Raw genomic sequence first — 20,391 nt, 5'->3', positions numbered from 1 at the left:
CAATTACCTCCTTTTTCCTGATTTATTACGTGAAGCTTTGTTTCTCTTGGAAGACGGCCCAGCCTTTTTACGTGAGCGTGTTTTTGCTTTGCGATTTGCTTTATCTGGGTGTTTTTTGACTTTTTCACCTGAATCTTTTGAGCTTTCCACAAGGCTCCCAGTACTTATTGTGCGTTTTTTCTTCTTGTTAAGCGCTCCCTTGGGCAAATCTTTGAGTACCAGATCTATTTTTCTTTCGTCTAAATTGACTGCCGCTACTCTGACTTCCAGCGGATCCCCTAGTCGATAACTCAAAGCTGTCGCCTCACCTATCAAACACTGCTTAACTTCGTCATAGTGATAATAGTCTTTTGCCAGAGACGTAATATGAATAAGTCCATCTATGTGATATTCACTGAGCCGCACAAACAAACCAAAATTGGTAACTGAAGCCACGACGCCCTCAAACACTTCACCCACGTGCTGAAGCATAAATTCACACTTTAGCCAATCCGCCACATCCCGAGTGGCGTCATCTGCTCGCCTCTCGGTCATTGAGCATTGCTCACCCAGTTGCTCAACTTCATCTACGGTGTAGGCTTTTGCACCTGTCGTAACTTTTTTGTCAGCTTTCGCATTCAAAATCGCTTTTATTGCACGGTGGACAACGAGGTCGGGGTAACGCCTAATCGGCGACGTAAAATGTGCATAGGCATGAAGTGCTAAACCAAAGTGCCCAATATTTTCACCGTCATAAACGGCCTGTTTCATTGAGCGTAACAACATGGTTTGTATCAACTCATGATCTAAGCGATGTTTGGTCTGCTCAATTACCTGAGTAAACTCACGCGGTTGAGGCTCTTCTCTCAATCCATGCTCCACGCCAATCTCACGCAAATATTGCTTGAACGTGGATAATCGATCATCGTCAGGAGAATCATGCACGCGGAACAAGGCCTCAGCATTGTTTTCTTCAAGAAAATGCGCAGCACAAACATTGGCTGCAATCATGCACTCCTCGATAATCTTGTGCGCATCATTTCGCACTAATGGCATAATGTGTTCAATTTTTCGCTCCGCATTAAAGACAAACTTTGTCTCGTTAGTCTCAAATTCTATTGCGCCTCTTTGCGATCTGGCGCGTCGCAATACCTTGTATAAATTATTTAAATCTTCGAGGTCTTGGACGAGAGAACGATATCGCTCTCTGAGCGTTTCATCGCCATTCAATAAGTCCCACACCTTGGTGTAGGTTAACCGAGCATGCGAACGCATTAATGCTTCATAGAAACTAAATGTATCGATCTTACCGCTTTCTGTTATCTGCATCTCACAAACCATGCACAAACGATCAACATCGGGATTGAGAGAGCACAAACCATTCGACAATACTTCAGGTAGCATCGGGATAACATTTTCAGGGAAATAAACTGAATTCCCGCGTTTTATTGCCTCTGTATCAAGCGCCTTACCGGGACGTACATAAGTACTGACATCAGCAATAGCTACCCACAAGGTATAGCCTCCTTGAGCATTGGCCTGACAGTATACGGCATCGTCAAAATCCCTAGCATCCTCGCCATCAATCGTGACCAAGGGTAATTCGCGCAAGTCTCGCCTGCCTTGTTTGGCCTCTTCAGGGACTTCTTCAGATAGTTGTTCGATGGCACTCAGAACCGATTTAGGCCAAGTATGCGGGATATCAAAAGTACGTAAAGCTGTCTCAATTTCCATGCCCGGTGCCATATGTTCACCAAGCACCTCTATAATCCGGCCGCTTGCATTTAAGTGGCGACGAGGTCGTTGAACAATATCAACAACAACCACATTGCCTTGCTTTGCATTCATATCGGCATCAGCAGGTATGATAATTTCATGGCAAATTCGATTGTCATCGGGAATAACAATACCTGTTCCATATTCCGTGTAAAACCGTCCTACAATCGGTTCTTTTCGCGGCTCGATAACTCTATTGACTCTGAACTCGGTGCGCCCTCGTCTGTCTTGACCGGCGGTTGTCCCTTCGACAATATCATCATGCAATAAAGCGTTCATTTGATGAACAGGAATAAAATAATCTTTTTCAGTTAATGAATGTTTTAAAAATCCATAGCCATCTCGGTGTCCAATTACTCGCCCCTGAACGAGTTCGCTTTGTTGTTGAACATCGTATTTTTTTTGCTTGGTAAACTTAATTTGCCCCTCGCGTTCCATTGCACGGAGCCTGCGTTGAATGCCCACACGACTCATTTCGTCCTTTGCGTCAGCGGCTTGACAAATATCAAGAAATGACAGGCTGGTTTTTGCCGTTTTGAGGATAGATAACAGGTGCTCTCTGCTTGCTACTGGGTTTTCGTATTTTTGTTTCTCACGTTCGAAGTGAGGATCTTTGCTCATATATTATTCAAACATATTTTTCTAATAATTTAATAATACAGGAATTGTGCTTTTTATTTGATTTATTTTTAGACTCTATCAATGCTGACCAAATGTAACTAATACGCCATCGGTTTTCGTGCATTGCGCACGGCTTTTGGATGCATGAGTGCTTCTAACTCTAGCATATACATTGCAATTTCTTGATGCATTTGCCGATCATTTGTAATCGCGTTGTAAAGCCAGTGATACAAATCTTCAAAGTCGTAAGGGCTACCATAACCATCAATAAACAGTTTAGCCAGTTGGAGTTGCGCCTTTAAATTTCCGAGTGCCGACGCCTCTCGCAAATATATGACCGCACGTTGTTTGTCTTCTTGTACCAACGTACCGAGTGCATGATATCTGCCCAGTTGCTCAAGTGCTGCTGGTAAACCTTGGTCAGCCGCATTTCTAATGTGATAGATCCCTAGCTTTGGATCGGCATCAACACACACTCCCCAAGCCAACATATCTCCCCACAAAAATTGGTATGCGGGTATTTGTAAAACATCCGCGCGCGCTTCAATATCTCTCACCAACTGACAGCGATCAGATACCACCCTTTCTAAGTGTAAATTCTGATTGATCAGTTTGATTAGCTCATCTTGTGAGTACAGTTGAACCGCTTCCAACTGCTGTGCATATAAGTTCGCACTTGTAAAACTGCAACACAAAATAAAACACAGATATTTAAGACGCGACACCATGTAAGACATTGATTCACCCAATAACGCTGAAACGATATTCTTTTTATCGTCCAAGTACCGTGCAAACTATAGTAAAAATATGGCGTGCTAACACTTTGGGGGAATCAAGCTTAAATATAACGTACAATACCCTTAATTAATTAAAAGTTTACAGGCTCTATGAAATATAAAGACTTACGTGATTTCATTGCTCAACTCGAAGATTTAGGCGAACTTAAACGCGTATCGATGCCAATTGATACGGACTTGGAAATGACCGAAATAGCCGACAGAACGCTTCGAGCAGGTGGTCCCGCCATATTGTTTGAAAATCCAAAAGGGTCAGACGTCCCCGTACTTGCAAATTTATTTGGTACGCCTAAACGCGTGGCGATGGGCATGGGACAAGAATCAGTGGAAGCATTGAGAGAGGTCGGGAAATTACTGGCATTTTTGAAAGAGCCAGAGCCTCCAAAAGGGCTGAAAGATTTGTTTAGCAAAATTCCTGTTTTTAAGCAGGTGCTGAACATGCCAGCAAAACTAGTCAAAAAGGCACCCTGCCAAGAACACATTATTAGCGGTGAAGATGTTGATCTAGACCAGTTGCCGATACAGCGTTGTTGGCCGGGGGATGCTGCTCCACTAGTAACTTGGGGCTTGACTGTCACAAGAGGACCATACAAAAAGAGGCAAAATCTAGGTATTTATAGGCAGCAAAAAATCGCAAAAAACAAGTTAATCATGCGTTGGTTGTCACATAGGGGCGGTGCACTTGATTTTAAAGAGTGGTGTGAGCAACACCCCGATAAACCCTATCCTGTCTCTGTCGCGCTTGGTGCTGACCCCGCAACCATTTTGGGTGCAGTTACCCCAGTTCCAGATACCCTGTCTGAATACGCGTTTGCAGGCCTCTTACGCGGTGACAAAACAGAAGTGGTGAAATCTATTTCAAACGATTTACAAGTGCCAGCCAGTGCAGAGATTGTGCTTGAAGGCTATATTCAACCGGGTGAATTGGCCGATGAAGGGCCATACGGCGATCACACTGGATATTACAATGAGGTCGACCAATTTCCGGTGTTTACGGTCACGCATATAACTCACAGAACAGCGCCGATTTATCATAGTACATACACCGGTCGTCCACCCGATGAGCCTGCTATTTTGGGCGTAGCCTTAAACGAAGTGTTTGTGCCCATTCTCCAAAAACAATTTCCAGAGATCATCGATTTCTACCTACCTCCAGAGGGCTGCTCCTATAGAATGGCAATTGTTACCATGAAAAAACAATACCCTGGGCATGCCAAACGGGTCATGATGGGTGTTTGGTCGTTTCTGCGTCAATTTATGTACACCAAATTTGTGGTAGTATGCGACGATGATGTCAATGCAAGGGACTGGAATGACGTTATTTGGGCAATCACGACGAGAGTGGACCCCGCCAGAGACACCACTATGATAGAAAATACACCTATCGATTATTTGGATTTCGCATCCCCCGTTTCTGGTTTGGGATCAAAAATGGGCATAGATGCAACAAACAAGTTACCTGGTGAGACCGATAGAGAATGGGGAACACCAATTATCATGGATGAGGATATCGTAAAAAGAGTAGATGAAATATGGGATAAATTAGATTTGCTCGAAAAATGAAAAGCTATGCTCCACCACGGTATTGCAATGCAAAACAAAAGCCTACTGGTGTTTGGTGTCCTCAAAAATGCATTCACAATGCATTTATAAACTCCAATACTTCAAGCGAGCGTAGCGAAAACAAAAAACACAAATATCATTGGAACAACTATGACTTTAACTAACGCAAAAGTTGTCAGCATTGAAACGCTTACTCCCTTTGTCACCAAATTATGCCTGCAGCCAAAAAAAATCGCGCCATTCAAGGCTGGGCAATACCTACAAGTCGTAATGAAAGACGACGACAAACGCCCTTTTTCAATAGCAAATTCTCCTGAAGCGGCAGAGCCACTTGAACTGCACATTGGCGCAACACCTGAAAACGCATACGCTTATGAAGTGCTAGAAGCAGCCAGACAAACAGGTTCGCTCACGCTAGAAGTCGGTTTAGGTGAAGCCTTCTCTAGAGAGGCTGACGCGCCAATGTTACTTATTGCTGGCGGTACTGGGTATTCGTATGCCAAGTCAATATTGCATCATACCCTAGCGGTCGAGCCAAACCGTGAGCTTATTATGTACTGGGGTGCAAAAACCCGTGAAGATTTATATGACTACGAGGCTCTACAGGCACTAAGTGAGTTTAACAAAAGGTTCAGCTTTGTACCCGTGGTAGAATGCCCAGATAATGGCTGGGAAGGTCACACAGGTTGGGTTCATCGAGCAGTACTTGAAGATTACGACGATTTATCGGCATTCCACATATACACAGCGGGCCGATTTGAGATGGCCGCTGCGGTGAGAGACGAATTTACACCCAAAGGTGCAAAAATAGAGAATCTGTTTGGTGACGCATTTGCATATATATAAGTATAAGAGTATCAGGCAATCTAAATCCCCCTAAATTACGTTTAGATAAAGCGATGTTTTCTTTACGCGTTTTTTTGAATATCAGCTTTTGGAGCGCGCACACGACACATTATAGAAAAGGTAATGATTAGCCATGGGTAAATTTATAGCTGTATGCTTGGTAGTAGCGGGTTCAGTGGGCTTTGCTTGGGCAAAGTCTGCGTTAAATTTAGTGGGAAATACAGTCCCAACCCTGATCTCGGAAAATGGAAAACCGGCGCGTTTAATCGAACTCGCTTCCGCAGGCTTTATTTATAGCAAGGTAAATATTACGGCAACCAAACCAGTATGGGCTGGAGCCGGTTTACGAAGTAATAAATTTAATGGCTATATTGATCATTATTCTTTAGACCAACCGCGCATTGATTATGTATACAGTCAACCCTATGCGAATATCCAATTGTACATTGCTTCGGTAGATAGTAGCGCAAAGACTATCGAACGTTTGGAACAAGTGGTTGATGAACGAATTGGTATTGAAAGACGATTTGCAAACACCGACAAACTTCGCGTCGAACGTACGGTAAAATGGTCGCGTGCTGACGACTTTTATCACAACATCCTGCAAATTGCCGAGCAACGCGTCAGTTACATTCTTGCAGACAAAGTTATGTTGGACGAGATGAACAAGCTACTCGCAGCCAACGGTGAAGAACCTTTATCAATTTCGGTTCGACCAATATTCGAAGTAGGCATTAGTATCGGGTTGAAAACAAACGTAAAAAACGCAGATAAGATTCTATCGGATTTTGACAACAACATTGCCAAGCTGATTGATTCTTCGGAGCACAGTCGTATTTACTTCCCGAAACCTGGGTCACCTAGCCTACTTGACTCAGCCATTTACGAAAATGTAATCAGAAAATGGTAAGGAAAAGGCTGAAATAAAGCGTCAAAAAAATGGGTCTATCCTTCATAACGTCTTTTTCCTCATAATAGCTTTGTTTTAGTAGGTTGTTTATTCCGCTGATTTAGATAGCTAAGGCCGTATTAATTGGGCAAAATTTGGGAAATGCAATCAAGACACAGGCAGTAAACTAGAGTGTACAAGTAATGAACAAAACGGTAAAAAACATACTATTACTTTTAGTTGTGATATCAGTGGTATATTTTGGTAATCGCACAATACAGAGCCATTTAGGAGAGCAAGCTTTAGAAGCATTGCCATATGAAGTCCATACATTACAAGATGGTCTAGCTAAAGCTAGAGCTGAAAACAAGCTAATTCTGGCAGATTATTCAGCAATTTGGTGCCCGAGCTGCAGGAAACTCGACACACAAGTATTCAGCAATACAGAGGTTGCATCGACCATTCAAAACAATTTTGTTTATGCACGCTTAGATTTTGATTCAGAAGAGGGTCAAAATTTTGCTCAAAAATTTAATCTCACAGGCTTTCCTCGCGTTCTCGTGCTTGACGTAGATGGAAATAAAATAGTGGAAATGCCACTCGTATTTGACCCGTCAGCCTACAATACTAACTTGAATAAGGTGCTTTCAATGGCGGTAAACTGATGTCAGTATGGATAGTATTTCAAGCTTTTATTCAAGTCAGCCACTTACCGCAAAGTATTATCTTGCAACATATAAGTGGAAGCAGTCATTGATAAAATATGCATTCGCGCGTAAATTAATAGGTATAATAACAAGGGTGAGTTGATTGTAGACGAACTAAGCCCAAACATTTACCGCGCGATACAATGGCTAAGATTGAACAACACCATAATACAAAAGATCAAAAGCCTCCTCTCACCTCACTCACTCGAGGTACTTGTGCGACGGTAAATTTGAGCGCATTGGTCAATAACTTCGTCAAAGTGAAGCGTTTGTCACCCAACAGTAAACACATTGCAGTCGTCAAAGCTGACGCTTATGGAAATGGTGCGGAACAAGTTGTAACGGTTTTATCGCCTCATGCCGATATGTTTGCTGTGGCTTTTTTAGATGAGGCACTTAAGCTTATTGCCAACGGCGTTACCTTACCTATTTTAGTTCTTCAAGGCCCCTATTCAAAAGAAGAATTACGCCGTACTCATTCCCTTAATTTACATTGGGTATTGCACACCGAAGTGCAAGTCTCGTGGTTTGATGAATTGTTCGAAGACGAAGCCTTGGATGGACACCAATGGCTCAAATTCGACACCGGTATGCACAGGTTAGGTCTACCCACAACAAATTTTGAAAGGCTAAAAAACCAGTACGCCAAGGTCTTTTCGGACAACGGGGTATTAATGACCCATTTAGCATGCGCCGATGAGCCAGAATCAGAACATGCTTGGCGTCAAACAGAGCAGTTCTTAGCAATTGTAAAGCAAACCAATATGGCACTGTCTATTGCAAATTCTGCCGCCGCGATAAATTTACCGAAGGCTAGAAAAACTTATAACCGCATAGGTATCAGTACCTATGGCTCAACGCCATTTTATAACCAAGAGCTGATCAGCCTTGAACCCGTCATGTCACTCACCGCGCCCATTATTGCCATACGAGAAATCCCCAAAGGCGATACTGTTGGCTACGGCGCGACTTGGCTAGCTCAACGTGACAGTCTGATTGCCACCGTTGCGATAGGTTATGCCGACGGTTACCCTCGTCACGCACCGAGTGGTACCCCTGCCATTGTTAAAGGTCAAAGAGTGAAATTAGTCGGACGCGTATCGATGGATATGCTAACTTTTGATGTCACTGATTTAAGCGAGGTCGAAATAGGCGACATCGTAGAATTGTGGGGAAAGTATTTACCAATAAATGAGGTAGCTCAGCACATTGGTACTATCGGCTACGAGTTGATGACGCGAGTGTCTCAGCGCGTACCACGACGCTATATTGAAGAAGATTACCTATGATCGATCAGTTTGCCCTTGTGGATTGGCTAATTTTCACATCCTATATTCTTATTCTTCTCGTCTCAGGCTATTATTTAAATAGGCAGCCTCAAAACAGTCAAGACTACTTTTTAGGTGGAAACAAAATGTCACTTTGGGCTGTGGGGATATCAGTGTTGGCGACATCGCAATCCGCTGCCACTTTTTTAGGTGGACCCGATCAAGGTTACCGCAGTGACTTAAGCTACCTAACGAGTAACATTGCGGCCGTCATTGCCGCTATTTTTGTGGCTAAATTTTTACTACCGAAATTCTACCATTATCGCGTTTACACTGTTTACGAGCTGCTAGGACAACGTTTTGGCGAAAACGCAAAATACCAAGCTGGGTTGGTATACTTGATGGGTCGTCTTTTTGCCAGTGGCGCACGCTTATTTATGGCCGCGATTGCTATTGCCATGATCTTGTTTGGCGACGTCGACACGAGTAGTGTCATGATAGCAATCGGTATTATTGCTTGTGCAGGTTTTGTTTACACTGTGTATGGGGGTATTCGAAGTGTTATATATTCAGATGTCCTTCAATGCATAATTTATGTCAGTGCTGCCGTACTTGTTCTCGGCTATTTGTTGATAAGTATTCCAGCAGATTTCAGCACGATCATCGAAGCATTGCAAAGTCCTGGAAATGGCGCTCCTTCAAAACTCACTTTGATTGACTTTTCTGTTGATTTTAGTAGCAATGGCGCGTTTTCAATTTGGTCGATATTGACCGGTTTGGTGCTATTAAATATTGCTGCATACGGCCTTGACCAAGACGTTTCACAACGCATGTTAACGTGCAAAGATTCAAATAGTGCTTCAAAGGCACTTCTTTCATCCATCGCCATGGGCATTCCAGTGGTGTTAATTTTCGTCTGCATCGGACTACTTTTATTTGTCTACTATCAACGCCCAGATATTATGTTGAGCCAAGATGGCACTCCTACGCCCGAATTCAAAGGGCAAACCGTGACAATATTTATGTACTACGTGCTAAGCGAATTGCCGCAGGGCATTAAAGCAGTTGTAACAATAGGTATTGTTGCCGCAGCGCTTTCGACACTTAATTCAGGACTAAACTCCATGGCCTCTGTAGCAGTGCAAGATATTTATAAGTCTTGGATTAAACGCGGGCAATCGTTAAGCGAGACACATCTCGTCAAAGTAGGCAGGTTAGCTATGGGCGCGGTAGCAATGGCTTTGTCTCTAATGGCCGCACTGTGCTACTTTTGGCAACAATATACTGATATGCCCTTACTGGCATTTGCTTTGAGTGTGATGATTTTTTCCTACAGCGGTTTATTGGGTGTGTATTTTACCGCTCTGTTTACCAAGCGCGGCACTGCCAAAAGTGTTTTTTGGGCACTATTGATAGGTTTTCTTATTCCCGTCTCGATGCAACCATATATTATGACGCTGTACTTACCCGAAACTATGCAGTTTAACCTTGGCTTCTCTTGGCAATTAATTATTGGTACCTGTATTAGCACCCTGATATGTATGATAGGTAAAAACACCAACGGGGAGCAAGGCTCGTAAATGGACAACAAACAACTCATAAACGAACTTGAAACCCTAGTATCTGAGGGACGCAATCCCGACACCATGGATTTAGACAGTTTATCGACAGCTTCGTTACTGCAATGTATCAACCGCGAAGACAAAAAAGTCCCACTAGCCGTTGAAGCTGCCTTGCCCGAAATTGAAAAAGCAGTTGAGCTAGTGGTTGACGCTATAAGCTCTGGTGGGCGCTTGATATATATTGGCGCGGGCACCAGTGGGCGATTAGGTGTCTTAGATGCAGTGGAATGCCGTCCAACATTCAGTGTCCCAGATGACTTAGTGGTTGGTTTAATAGCGGGGGGCGAGCAAGCATTAATACACGCCATAGAAGGCGCAGAAGACAATGAGCAAGCAGGTGTTCGAGATCTTCAATCAATACATTTGACAAAGAATGATGTAGTCGTTGGCATTGCAGCATCAGGCCGCACGCCCTATGTCATAGGTGGCTTAAACTATGCCAACTCACTGAGTTGCCCAACAGTTTGTGTGGTTTGCAATCCCAACGCACCTTTACTTGATATTGCCCGTGTAGGTATATGTGCCGAAGTGGGACCAGAATGTCTCAGCGGCTCAACAAGAATGAAGTCAGGCACCGCACAAAAACTTATCCTAAACATGATCAGCACCGCAAGTATGGTCAAACTAGGTAAAGTTTATCAAAATTTAATGGTGGATCTAAATGCCACAAATAAAAAGCTTGTAGCGCGAGCTATTCGTATCGTTATGCAAGCTACTCAGTGTAATCATTCAACTGCTGAAAAAGCCTTAGTTGCCGCAGATAACCAAGCTAAGGCGGCCATTTTGATGATACTGGCGAATTGTAATTTTGAAGACGCAAAACGTTTACTCTCTGCGAACACTGGTAGGTTAAATGAAGCCCTTAACTCGCAAATTCAGCCGCCCACAGCTCAGGGGAATCACAAGGGATGATCAAGCAAGTAAGCAATATTCGCATTTTCATCATGATTGCTTTGTGTCTTTCGGTAGTTGCGTGTACATCTGTCCAATACAAAAAGTTGACTTCGCAAAACTCGAGTTTTCGCGTGAAATCCATAGTGATGCACTTTACGGCGGTCGATTACGCTCGGTCTGTAGAGTTATTGGTGGATGAAGGATATGTTAGCGCTCACTACCTAATCCCCCAAAGTAACGACCCTAGCTATCCAAATGACTCTTTAGAAATAATACAACTCGTTGACGATGACCAACGGGCATGGCACGCAGGCGTCAGTTATTGGCAAGGCAGAACTGGACTCAACGATACGTCTATTGGCATTGAAATAGTTAATATTCCCGAGTGTATAGAAACGGAAGAGCCATCCAGACCTGCGCTTCATAGTAATGATAAACTCTGTGTTTACCCTGATTTTGACCCCAAACAAATAGAGCTGCTTATTCGTTTAGGAAAAGACTTGCTGGCACGGCATCCAGATGTCTCACCCACTTCTGTTGTCGGTCATTCTGACATAGCACCTTCGCGAAAACACGATCCTGGCCCACGTTTCCCTTGGTTTAAACTGTATGAAGCCGGTATCGGTGCTTGGTATGACAATGATACCATGGCCAAATACTGGCAAACATTTTCAAAACATCCACTCGACATTCACCTCTTACAGCGGGCTTTACGCAACTATGGTTATGGCATTATTGAGACTGGTATCGCCGATCAACAAACAGTTGATACTATTGCTGCTTTTCAAATGCACTTTTTACCTTGGAAGGTGACAGGCTCAGCGGATGAAGGTACTGCTGCAGCGGTATTTGCACTACTAGAAAAATATTTCCCAAATAAATTGGAGCCAATTATGGCTCAATATGAGACGACACGTAAAAATCAAGAACCAACAAAAGCCCACGCTCAAACAAGGGGGCAAATCGATACGACGTTTCCTCTCATAAATTCAGTTTCGCGCCCATACACGAATGACAAACTCTCTTTTGTATCGTACAAAGGTAAAGGACAATTGAACATATACCCTCAGGATGCCGAATCTGCAGATATTTACGTCAATGGTGAAAAACTAAATATCACACTGCCCTTTGTTGACGAGAACTATACATATAGCCTAAAAAGACGCACTAAAAACGGCGTGAATACCCTAAGTGTTAGAAATATCAAACCTGAAGGCAGTACTATTGAAGTCGTTATTCCCTTCCCGAGCTTGGCAACAAATAACCAGTCAAAGTATGATTTTTCCTCAGTAGACAAACTCATACAAGACGACATTGACAAGGGTTTTCCCGGCGCTAGTTTGGCTATTATAAAGGGCGGTCAAATCGTTAAACTGTCTGCCTATGGCTATGCCGAACGCTACAACAAAAATGGCCATTTACTCGAGCAAGCCAGTCAAATGACAACTGACACCATTTTTGATCTGGCTTCTAACACAAAAGTTTTCGCGACGACCTTAGCACTAATGAAATTAGTAGAGGAGAAAAAAGTCAAACTCAACGCGCCAGTGTATCAATACCTACCTGAATATGTTGGCGGTGGACGAAGAGCACATAGTGTTCGCCATTTGTTATCACATGCAACGGGCAATCGCGCATTCGTGCAGTTTTACAAAAAAGATAAGGCCTTAGGTGAAGCTTTTTTCTCTCACAACAAATCTTACACTACTGAACTCCTCCTTAGCGCTTTGCCAACCACCTTTATTGATGATGCTTTACAACAATACAGCGACCTCAACTTTATGATCTTGGGCTTGCTAGTAGAGCGTGTCACAGGTATGCCCCTCGACGAATACGTAGACGCAGAGATATATACCCCCTTGCAACTGAAAAACACAGTGTTCAATCCATTGTTGAAAGGTTTTAAACCCGAGGCTTTTGCTAGCACAGAAATAAGTGGAAATACACGTGGTAACAGAGTGAGGTTTAAAAACATCCGTGACTATCCTTTGCGAGGCGAAGTGCATGATGAAAATGCGTTTTACTCGATGCAAGGGGTGGCGGGGCACGCAGGTCTGTTTTCGACTGTGAAGGATCTCGCTGTATTATCACAACTGATGTTAAATGGCGGCGGCTACAAAGGTGTCAAATTATTTAGCGAAGATACCATTGCCCGCTTCACCTCTCCTTCGTTTACAAAAAGTAACCTAGGTTTGGGTTGGCAACTAAATACTAATAAAGATAAGTATTGGCATTTTGGAGCTTACGCCTCGGCAAGCGCTTTTGGGCATACTGGATGGACAGGCACGGCAGTGGTCATCGATCCATCATTAGATCTAGCAATAGTGCTGCTCACAAATAAGAAGCACAGCCCCATTGAGGGGAACGAAACACACTATGCATTTACCGGTGATAACTTTGCTACGGGTAAATATGGTGACGTGATGACATTAATCTATGAAGCCATCCTGCATGGACGGCATTAAACCACAAGGAACATACATTTGGATTGGTTAAGTATTATTCCTCCAATATTGGCTATTGCTGTCGTCCTCTGGAAAAAAGAAGTCATTTTGGGTTTGCTTCTCGCTATTATAGCCGCTGAATTGTTATTACTAATATCGAACAATCAACCTCTATTACTGACGCCAGTGGTTGCAGTAGACCGTGTAGTCAGCGCTGTGCAAGGTGCCGGAAATGCAAGAATCTTAATGTTTAGTCTGCTTGTTGGTGCTTTACTCGCATTCATTCGAGACTCCGGTGGCGTCAGTGCCTTAGTCAATAAACTCGTAAACTCAGGCTTAGCCTCGAGTAAAAAAAAGGCAGGCGGCATCACAATGTTGACGGGGACGGTTGTATTTATCGAATCCAACTTGAGTGTATTGTCATCAGGTATCATGGCGCGGGGCTTGTTTGATAAGTACAAAATGAGTCGAGCTCGATTGGCGTATATCATAGACTCAACCTCTGCTCCAATTTGTATTCTTATTCTTCTAAATGGCTGGGGAGCATATATTTTGAGCCTTCTCAGTGCATATGAACTTGAAGAAAATGCACTGAAAATGCTTTGGTCGTCTGTTCCGTTTAATTTCTATGCACTGCTCACCCTCGCCGTGGTTGCTTACACAATATTCGCCGACAAAGTTCATGGTCCAATGAAACAAGCAGAGCAAGAATTAGCAAGGATTGATAGCCAAATTAACATCCCCCAAGCAACAAAAGCACGTTTCATGCTAGTGCCTTTGAGCTTGATGATTTTAGGTACTTTGTTTTTTATGTGGTGGACAGGTCATGGTAATTTGAGCGCAGGTAGTGGCAGCCGTTCTGTGCTCTACGCGACTTTTATCGCCTCAATTGTGGGTTACTTAATGTTAGTACTCAGTGGTAGAGAAACGCATCAAAGTGCCATGAAAATAGGATTTGGCGGTATAAGTGAATTGTTACCGCTAGTCACGATAGTATTGCTATCGATAAGCTTAGGCGCGAGCCTAAAAGCTTTGGGAACCGGTGTGTTCGTGGCCAATATAGTGGGTGAGCACTTACCTCTATTCTTGGTGTTGCCGGCGCTTTTTGTCGCGGGAGCCTTAATGTCTTTCACCACCGGCACATCTTGGGGAACCTTTGCCATACTCATTCCAATTGGTATGCCCTTGGTCGAAACCTTGGGTCTGCCCCCAGAGCTTGTACTAGCCGCCATTCTTGGTGGTGGAATTTTCGGTGACCATTGCTCACCGTTATCAGATACCACAGCAATATCCTCTTTAGCAGCAGGTTGTGACTTACTCACTCACGTCAAAACACAGCTACCTTATGCACTGGTGGTAGGCGCTGCGTCGGTGCTGCTGTACATCGCGGCAGGATTATTGGTACTGTGAGAAGCAATACTAAAAAGTCACGGCTTAGGTTGCCGTGACTGCTTGCTAAAAAACCTGAACTCGGAATAAGCTTAAAAAACTTATTTTAAGCGCTAAACTCGACTAGCATTAAGCGTGATACGGATGACGAAGAACCATGGTTTCGTTTCTGTCTGGCCCCGTCGAAATGATATCAATGGGTACACCTGTCAACTCTTCTAAGCGCTTGATGTAATTTTTAGCCGCTTCTGGTAGTGCATTGTAATTTTGCACGCCAAAGGTTTCATCACTCCAACCCGGCATTTCTTCGTAGACTGGGCTTACGGCATCATAACCCTCTGCGGCTAGAGGGGGTACGTCACTGACATTGCCATCAGCGTCTTTGTAGCCAATACAAATTTTTAGTGTTTGTAGGCCATCTAAAACATCTAGTTTGGTCAAACAAAAACCCGTAATAGAATTTAGTTGTACTGCGCGACGCATAGCAACAGCGTCAAACCACCCCGTACGCCTTTTGCGTCCCGTTGTTGCTCCAAATTCGTGTCCTTTCACACCCAAATGTTGACCAACCTCACAATCTAGTTCTGTAGGGAAAGGACCGGAGCCCACTCGAGTCGTATAAGCTTTCACTATACCGAGCACGTAATCAATGCTTAGTGGGCCAAATCCAGCACCTGTCGCTACACCACCAACAGTAGTATTCGAAGAGGTAACATAAGGATAAGTACCGTGATCGATGTCCAATAAGGTGCCTTGTGCGCCTTCAAACATAATAGGCTCAGCGTTTTGTTTTGCGGTTTCCAGCAAATGCGTCACATCGGTGGTCATTGAACGGAATAAATCAGCGACAGATAACGCGCCCTGCAGCACCTCGTCATAGTCAACAGCAGGTGCCTGATAATATTCGGTCAACATAAAGTTATGGTAAGCCATGACTTCTTTAAGTTTTACTGCAAACTCATCAGCATTAAACAAATCACCGACACGCAAACCACGACGTGAAACCTTGTCCTCGTAAGCAGGCCCAATACCACGTCCTGTGGTGCCAATTGCCTTATTGCCTCTCGCTTTTTCGCGCGCAACGTCAAGCGCCACATGGAAAGGTAATATCAGAGGACATGCTTCACTCAAGCGCAAACGTTCTTTTACAGGGATGCCTTTTTCTTCGAGCATATGCATTTCTTTCAGCAGTGCTTCGGGGCTTAAAACAACACCATTGCCGATTACACAAGTGACATTGTCACGTAAAATTCCCGATGGAATAAGGTGTAGTACTGTTTTTTCACCGTCTATGACCAAGGTGTGACCGGCGTTATGCCCACCTTGATAACGCACTACGTACCGCGCTTGGTCGGTGAGTAAATCAACAACTTTACCTTTTCCCTCGTCACCCCACTGGGTACCGAGCACTACAACATTCTTTGCCATGAAACTTTACTGTGGATAAATTAGGCGGCGATTTTAACAAAATATCTACGCAGCGTGAATGGGATTTTCATCTTACTTATTGCAGAAATCTATCAATGGAGTAAAAACCATAAAATAACACTCCCACTGACAACCAACACACCACCTATCCGTCGCACAACCGTGGGTGGTTGCTCTGCCATGTCACGCATGAATTGCCCCCACTTATTTGGCCATAGTAAGGGACCTAAGCCTTCAATAATCATTACAAGGCAAATCGCAATAAACAAAGCTTCCATACCTAAACACCCTTACTCCGTTAATACAATAAACTATATACTTTTCGTCGATAAATAGATTTTAGTGGTTCGCCATCGGGAAGCGCATTAATAGTATCTAAGGTGATTTTCTTTGCATCACCAAAGCTCATGTCTTTTTTGAGGATACTGAGCAACAACTCCAGTGCAGGTTCTACTTTGTGAGCTTGCTGAAGTTGAATAGCGAGTTGTAGTTTAATTTCATCGTTTTCAGGATCGGCGTCTAGTTTTGCCTGCAATTCTTTCAATTCAGGTGATTCTGCCGCTTTTTCTGCAAGTTCTATTTTGCCTATTAAGGTGTGGTAACGCGCATCCTGATCAACCATCGTAACTGTTTCAAGCAAAGCTTTCGCCGCGTCTACTTGACCTAGTTCGATACTACAATCAGCTAAACTGAACCGCGCACCAATCACTTCACTATTTAGATCAAAAGCTTGCTTAGCTAATGTATAAGCTTGGTTGTAATCACCTTGCGCTATTAGTTCATCTGCTTGTTGCAATAGTCCTTCTTCTGGTTTTGGAAGATGCTTGTCGAGCAGTTCATTTAGTTGCGCTTCGTCTTGCGGCCCAGCCGCACCATCAATTGGCTGACCTTCTTTTACCAACATTAGAGTAGGTAAGCCTCGCACACCAAATTGTGCGGTAATCTGCTGCTGCTCATCACAATTTACAGTGGCAAGTACCAAGCCTTCTGTATTTTTGCTTGCAATAGCTTCCACGATTGGCAGCATTTGCATTGAAGACTCATCCCATGGTGCATAAAAATACACAGCAACAAGTTTGTTTTGACTGTTGTCAACAATGACTTCTTTAAAATTTTCTACCGTAAGTGCGACTACATTTTCTGCCATAAGAGATATGATAATTAAGTGTAAGTTAGTAACACTTTGATTATGGAGCTAAATAATCGATTTACAAGCTATAATTTAGTTATCTATGTCAACTGCCTTGTTTGGTGAGGCGAAGCACTTTGCCATTGTCCGAATCAGTAAGCAAATAAATACTCCCATCCGGCGCTTGTGCAACGTCACGAATACGCTCGTCGCGTTCGGTAAGTAAATCTTCTTCATTGACGATTTGATTATTTTCGACCACTAGGCGCTTTAGGTACCTAAATTTTAAAGATCCAACAAAAAGATTGTTTTTCCATTCGGAGAATTCGTCTCCTGTATAAAACATCATGCCTGAGGGAGCGAAAGACGGCACCCAATACTTTGTAGGTTGTTCCATACCCACTTCAGCCGTCTTATCACTGATTACCGTACCATCATAATTAACGCCATAAGTAATTGCTGGCCATCCATAATTTTTCCCTTTTGAGAGTATATTTACTTCATCCCCACCTTTGGGTCCATGTTCATTTGTCCAAATATCGCCGCTAATAGGGTGTTTTGCCATCCCTTGCACATTCCGATGACCAAAAGTATATATCTCCGGTGCGTCTCCCGATATAAAAGGATTATCGCTTACAGCCTTCCCTTCCGTCGTCACCCTAACAACCGCCCCCAAGTGATTGTCAGTATTTTGCGCTTGTTCTTTGAAGGCTCCTCGGTCACCAAGGGATACGAACATATGCCCTTGATTGTCGAAAACAATACGACAACCAAAGTGAAAATTGCTTTCTGATTTTGGTAAAGCAACGAATATTGGCTTAACATTCTCCAAAACTTCACCATTCAAAACACCCGAATGCACTTCACTTCCCCAACCATTTTCGCCTTCCACATTTACACAGACATACACGCGTTTGTCTTGTGCATAATTCGGACTGATCGCAACGCCTAGGGTGCCGCCTTGACCTTTGGAGACTGCCTCAGGTAAACCTTTTATTGTTTCACTGAGTTGGTTGTCACTATTTAACTTTCGTAAACTACCGTTGCGCTCAGTGATCAAAGCATCACCATTGGGTAAAAACGCAATCCCCCATGGATGATTCAAACCCGAGGCTAACTCAGTTACTTGTATTTTTGAATAAGACGAGCTGGCAAATAAAAGGCCAGACAGGGCTGCAATGCCCACATACAACTGAATTTTACACATGATTTACCCGTTTTTTTTTACTGAACCAAACTCACTAGGTATGCCTATCTCACAAGGACACTACATAGCAATATCCACCGACACACTTGAAACTTTGCCGTGAATGGTGACTTAAACATACTTGATACGAAAACAACGGGACTTAGATTAGGATTTTTTGTGATTCCGGCTTTGCAGTAGTGAAAACAAAGGCTTTAACGAGCGCCCTTTACTTGAGGATAATGGCACAATGGCAACCTTGAAGGTATTTACAACAGCTTTCACTGCTGCAAATAATGTAAAGCCGTATTGATATCTTTTACTTCTTGCCCAAGATCACGTGGTAATGCATCGATATAGTTTGTTTTTGTCATCTCTTTTTTAATGAATTCGGTGCTATACAAATCATTGCCATGCCCTTGGATAAATCCTGATACAGGTAACTTTTCACGCTCGAGAAATTGAAGTAATTGAATAATGGCATGTTTATTTTCTCGCAAATACATCTCTTCATAGTGATCAGGAAGGTAAACTAACTGCTCCTTATGAATGTACGTCAGCATCATGTTTTTTGCATGTTGCATCTCGGTCAACTCGTACATGGTGACCTTCTGCGTTTCATCCGATAACGTCAGTCGATTGTTCACCACCAAAGCGTTCGTAGTTTGGTCTTTATTTAAGTCAAACGTTTCCGATACGTACTGCAATATTGGCGATGTTGTTACTAGCTGAATTCCACCAGCCAGAAGGTTAGGCAGTGCCCTGATATGGTCGTGATGATGATGACTAATGGAAACTCGCTTAATTGGCTTATCACTGATACTTTTAAAAACGCCAATACGCTCCTCCAGTCCTCTATCAAAAGCGTCGACAAGTAGAATGTAGTCTGAAAACTCTACAAACAATGAAACCGCAGCGTTTTTAGTAATCCAAGTAACGGTATCACTGAGTTGTTGAACCCTAATTTGACCATCCATAGTATCGGATTTTTTTGCCTCTTTTAGCTGTTTAGGCAGAGACAGGTGACTTAGCTCACTAAGGTCGTCGTTTACCACCTTAACAGCGTAAATAAATACTGCGGGATAAGCCGATTTTTCCCGCGATTTAACAATATAAGTAGGGGTAAGTTTGCCATTCGCTCTTATATGATTTCGATAGAGAAAACGCATTGTTGTGCTCCTAATAGTTTGAGTAGCGCTCAAAATATAGTGATTTTGTTTATCAATATTAAGGCATATTTCTTTGAGGATGAGGTGGCTCAAACATAACCTGTAAGTCAACTCTTCATGATTGATTTGAAGTTTGTTGGCGTTAATATCCACACTACTGTCAGACAGTACTTTAAGTAACCAAATGGGCTGAAGCATCGCGTGTTGTGTGAGTAAATCATCAAAAGGTTGTGCACGGTTTTGATATTCATTTAGTGCCAAATTTACCCGTTGTGACTGACCTTGTTTGTTCACGAGTAAAGTACCATATAGCCCTTGAAGGTATCGATAGTAGGAATGTTCGGTGAGCGACTGATTATCGAAATCTAAATGAAAAGTGGTAATTCCTGGACGATTACTAAAAGGCATTTCACGCGATAGTTCATACCCTTGATACATGTAGTTGGTACTATAATCGAAGCTAATTGAATTACCACCAAAATTACTTATTGGGGCGTCTTGAAAGTACGTTTTAAAAACATTGTTTAAAATGTCTTTTGCTGAAGGTTCATCGGTTTCGTTGGCAACTAACGCAAACGAAGCATTGAGTAAGACGGTAACTATGAGTACTTTTTTTAGAGGCATTTTAAACTGTGCTAAATCAGAGGCTTTAATATTATTCGAGCCTAGATTGAATAGTTTGGG

General features: G+C 43.0%; 16 protein-coding genes. 9 read left to right on the top strand and 7 right to left on the bottom strand.

What is annotated here, in order from left to right; translation table 11 throughout:
• Positions 1-3: 3 nt before the first annotated feature.
• Positions 4-2,376, bottom strand: coding sequence for a ribonuclease R (gene rnr / locus ACFOHL_RS14605; protein WP_376920982.1), 2,373 nt, complete (start codon positions 2,374-2,376; stop codon positions 4-6).
• A gap of 98 nt (positions 2,377-2,474) precedes the next feature.
• Positions 2,475-3,101 (bottom strand): tetratricopeptide repeat protein, encoded by a 627-nt coding sequence (locus tag ACFOHL_RS14600; protein WP_376921000.1) that lies wholly within the window; start codon positions 3,099-3,101, stop codon positions 2,475-2,477.
• A gap of 162 nt (positions 3,102-3,263) precedes the next feature.
• Here ACFOHL_RS14600 and ubiD point away from each other — a divergent pair, with 162 nt between their 5' ends.
• The 9 genes from ubiD (at position 3,264) to ACFOHL_RS14555 (ending at position 14,816) form a co-directional block, all read left to right on the top strand.
• A complete protein-coding gene (ubiD, locus tag ACFOHL_RS14595; RefSeq protein WP_376920981.1) occupies positions 3,264-4,736 on the top strand; it encodes a 4-hydroxy-3-polyprenylbenzoate decarboxylase in 1,473 nt (490 codons plus the stop codon).
• 150 nt (positions 4,737-4,886) lie between these two features.
• The gene (gene fre, locus ACFOHL_RS14590; protein ID WP_376920980.1) at positions 4,887-5,582 is read left to right on the top strand and encodes an NAD(P)H-flavin reductase; all 696 of its coding nucleotides are present in this window, start codon (positions 4,887-4,889) and stop codon (positions 5,580-5,582) included.
• Positions 5,583-5,715: 133 nt separating this feature from the next.
• Entirely contained in the window at positions 5,716-6,492 is a 777-nt protein-coding gene (locus ACFOHL_RS14585; protein ID WP_376920979.1) for a hypothetical protein, read from the top strand.
• A gap of 182 nt (positions 6,493-6,674) precedes the next feature.
• Positions 6,675-7,136, top strand: a complete 462-nt coding sequence (locus tag ACFOHL_RS14580) for a thioredoxin family protein (protein ID WP_376920978.1) — start codon at positions 6,675-6,677, stop codon at positions 7,134-7,136.
• A gap of 185 nt (positions 7,137-7,321) precedes the next feature.
• Positions 7,322-8,467, top strand: coding sequence for an alanine racemase (gene alr / locus ACFOHL_RS14575; protein ID WP_376920977.1), 1,146 nt, complete (start codon positions 7,322-7,324; stop codon positions 8,465-8,467).
• The gene (locus ACFOHL_RS14570) at positions 8,464-10,026 is read left to right on the top strand and encodes a sodium:solute symporter (protein WP_376920976.1); all 1,563 of its coding nucleotides are present in this window, start codon (positions 8,464-8,466) and stop codon (positions 10,024-10,026) included. Before alr ends, ACFOHL_RS14570 begins: the two co-directional genes overlap by 4 nt.
• Positions 10,027-10,980 carry an N-acetylmuramic acid 6-phosphate etherase gene (murQ, locus tag ACFOHL_RS14565; RefSeq protein WP_376920975.1) on the top strand — a complete coding sequence of 318 codons (954 nt, stop codon included), beginning with the start codon at positions 10,027-10,029 and terminating at the stop codon, positions 10,978-10,980.
• Complete coding sequence (pbp4b, locus tag ACFOHL_RS14560) at positions 10,977-13,427, top strand: penicillin binding protein PBP4B (protein ID WP_376920974.1); 2,451 nt, start codon at positions 10,977-10,979, stop codon at positions 13,425-13,427. Before murQ ends, pbp4b begins: the two co-directional genes overlap by 4 nt.
• An 18-nt stretch (positions 13,428-13,445) precedes the next feature.
• Positions 13,446-14,816, top strand: a complete 1,371-nt coding sequence (locus ACFOHL_RS14555) for a Na+/H+ antiporter NhaC family protein (RefSeq protein WP_376920973.1) — start codon at positions 13,446-13,448, stop codon at positions 14,814-14,816.
• 108 nt (positions 14,817-14,924) lie between these two features.
• Here the strand turns inward: ACFOHL_RS14555 and ACFOHL_RS14550 are convergent, their stop codons facing one another.
• From ACFOHL_RS14550 to ACFOHL_RS14530, 5 genes are all read right to left on the bottom strand, one after another.
• Positions 14,925-16,223 (bottom strand): adenylosuccinate synthase, encoded by a 1,299-nt coding sequence (locus ACFOHL_RS14550; RefSeq protein ID WP_376920972.1) that lies wholly within the window; start codon positions 16,221-16,223, stop codon positions 14,925-14,927.
• A gap of 92 nt (positions 16,224-16,315) precedes the next feature.
• Positions 16,316-16,501, bottom strand: coding sequence for a DUF2065 domain-containing protein (locus tag ACFOHL_RS14545; protein WP_376920971.1), 186 nt, complete (start codon positions 16,499-16,501; stop codon positions 16,316-16,318).
• Between the two features lie 20 nt (positions 16,502-16,521).
• Positions 16,522-17,370 (bottom strand): tetratricopeptide repeat protein, encoded by an 849-nt coding sequence (locus tag ACFOHL_RS14540; RefSeq protein WP_376920970.1) that lies wholly within the window; start codon positions 17,368-17,370, stop codon positions 16,522-16,524.
• 88 nt (positions 17,371-17,458) lie between these two features.
• Positions 17,459-18,559 carry a PQQ-dependent sugar dehydrogenase gene (locus ACFOHL_RS14535; protein ID WP_376920969.1) on the bottom strand — a complete coding sequence of 367 codons (1,101 nt, stop codon included), beginning with the start codon at positions 18,557-18,559 and terminating at the stop codon, positions 17,459-17,461.
• Positions 18,560-18,819: 260 nt separating this feature from the next.
• Positions 18,820-20,331, bottom strand: coding sequence for a hypothetical protein (locus tag ACFOHL_RS14530; RefSeq protein ID WP_376920968.1), 1,512 nt, complete (start codon positions 20,329-20,331; stop codon positions 18,820-18,822).
• Between the last annotated feature and the right edge of the window lie 60 nt (positions 20,332-20,391).

This window comes from Agaribacter flavus, from assembly GCF_042646125.1.
Classification (GTDB): Bacteria; Pseudomonadota; Gammaproteobacteria; order Enterobacterales; family Alteromonadaceae; genus Glaciecola; species Glaciecola flavus.
This window is presented reverse-complemented; position numbering and strand designations above follow the sequence as displayed.

Coding starts and splice junctions, on each gene's coding strand:
- rnr (WP_376920982.1), bottom strand. CDS start 2,376: ATGAGCAAAGATCCTCACTTCGAACGTGAGAAACAAAAATACGAAAAC.
- ubiD (WP_376920981.1), top strand. CDS start 3,264: ATGAAATATAAAGACTTACGTGATTTCATTGCTCAACTCGAAGATTTA.
- fre (WP_376920980.1), top strand. CDS start 4,887: ATGACTTTAACTAACGCAAAAGTTGTCAGCATTGAAACGCTTACTCCC.
- ACFOHL_RS14585 (WP_376920979.1), top strand. CDS start 5,716: ATGGGTAAATTTATAGCTGTATGCTTGGTAGTAGCGGGTTCAGTGGGC.
- ACFOHL_RS14580 (WP_376920978.1), top strand. CDS start 6,675: ATGAACAAAACGGTAAAAAACATACTATTACTTTTAGTTGTGATATCA.
- alr (WP_376920977.1), top strand. CDS start 7,322: ATGGCTAAGATTGAACAACACCATAATACAAAAGATCAAAAGCCTCCT.
- ACFOHL_RS14570 (WP_376920976.1), top strand. CDS start 8,464: ATGATCGATCAGTTTGCCCTTGTGGATTGGCTAATTTTCACATCCTAT.
- murQ (WP_376920975.1), top strand. CDS start 10,027: ATGGACAACAAACAACTCATAAACGAACTTGAAACCCTAGTATCTGAG.
- pbp4b (WP_376920974.1), top strand. CDS start 10,977: ATGATCAAGCAAGTAAGCAATATTCGCATTTTCATCATGATTGCTTTG.
- ACFOHL_RS14550 (WP_376920972.1), bottom strand. CDS start 16,223: ATGGCAAAGAATGTTGTAGTGCTCGGTACCCAGTGGGGTGACGAGGGA.
- ACFOHL_RS14545 (WP_376920971.1), bottom strand. CDS start 16,501: ATGGAAGCTTTGTTTATTGCGATTTGCCTTGTAATGATTATTGAAGGC.
- ACFOHL_RS14540 (WP_376920970.1), bottom strand. CDS start 17,370: ATGGCAGAAAATGTAGTCGCACTTACGGTAGAAAATTTTAAAGAAGTC.
- ACFOHL_RS14535 (WP_376920969.1), bottom strand. CDS start 18,559: ATGTGTAAAATTCAGTTGTATGTGGGCATTGCAGCCCTGTCTGGCCTT.
- ACFOHL_RS14530 (WP_376920968.1), bottom strand. CDS start 20,331: ATGCCTCTAAAAAAAGTACTCATAGTTACCGTCTTACTCAATGCTTCG.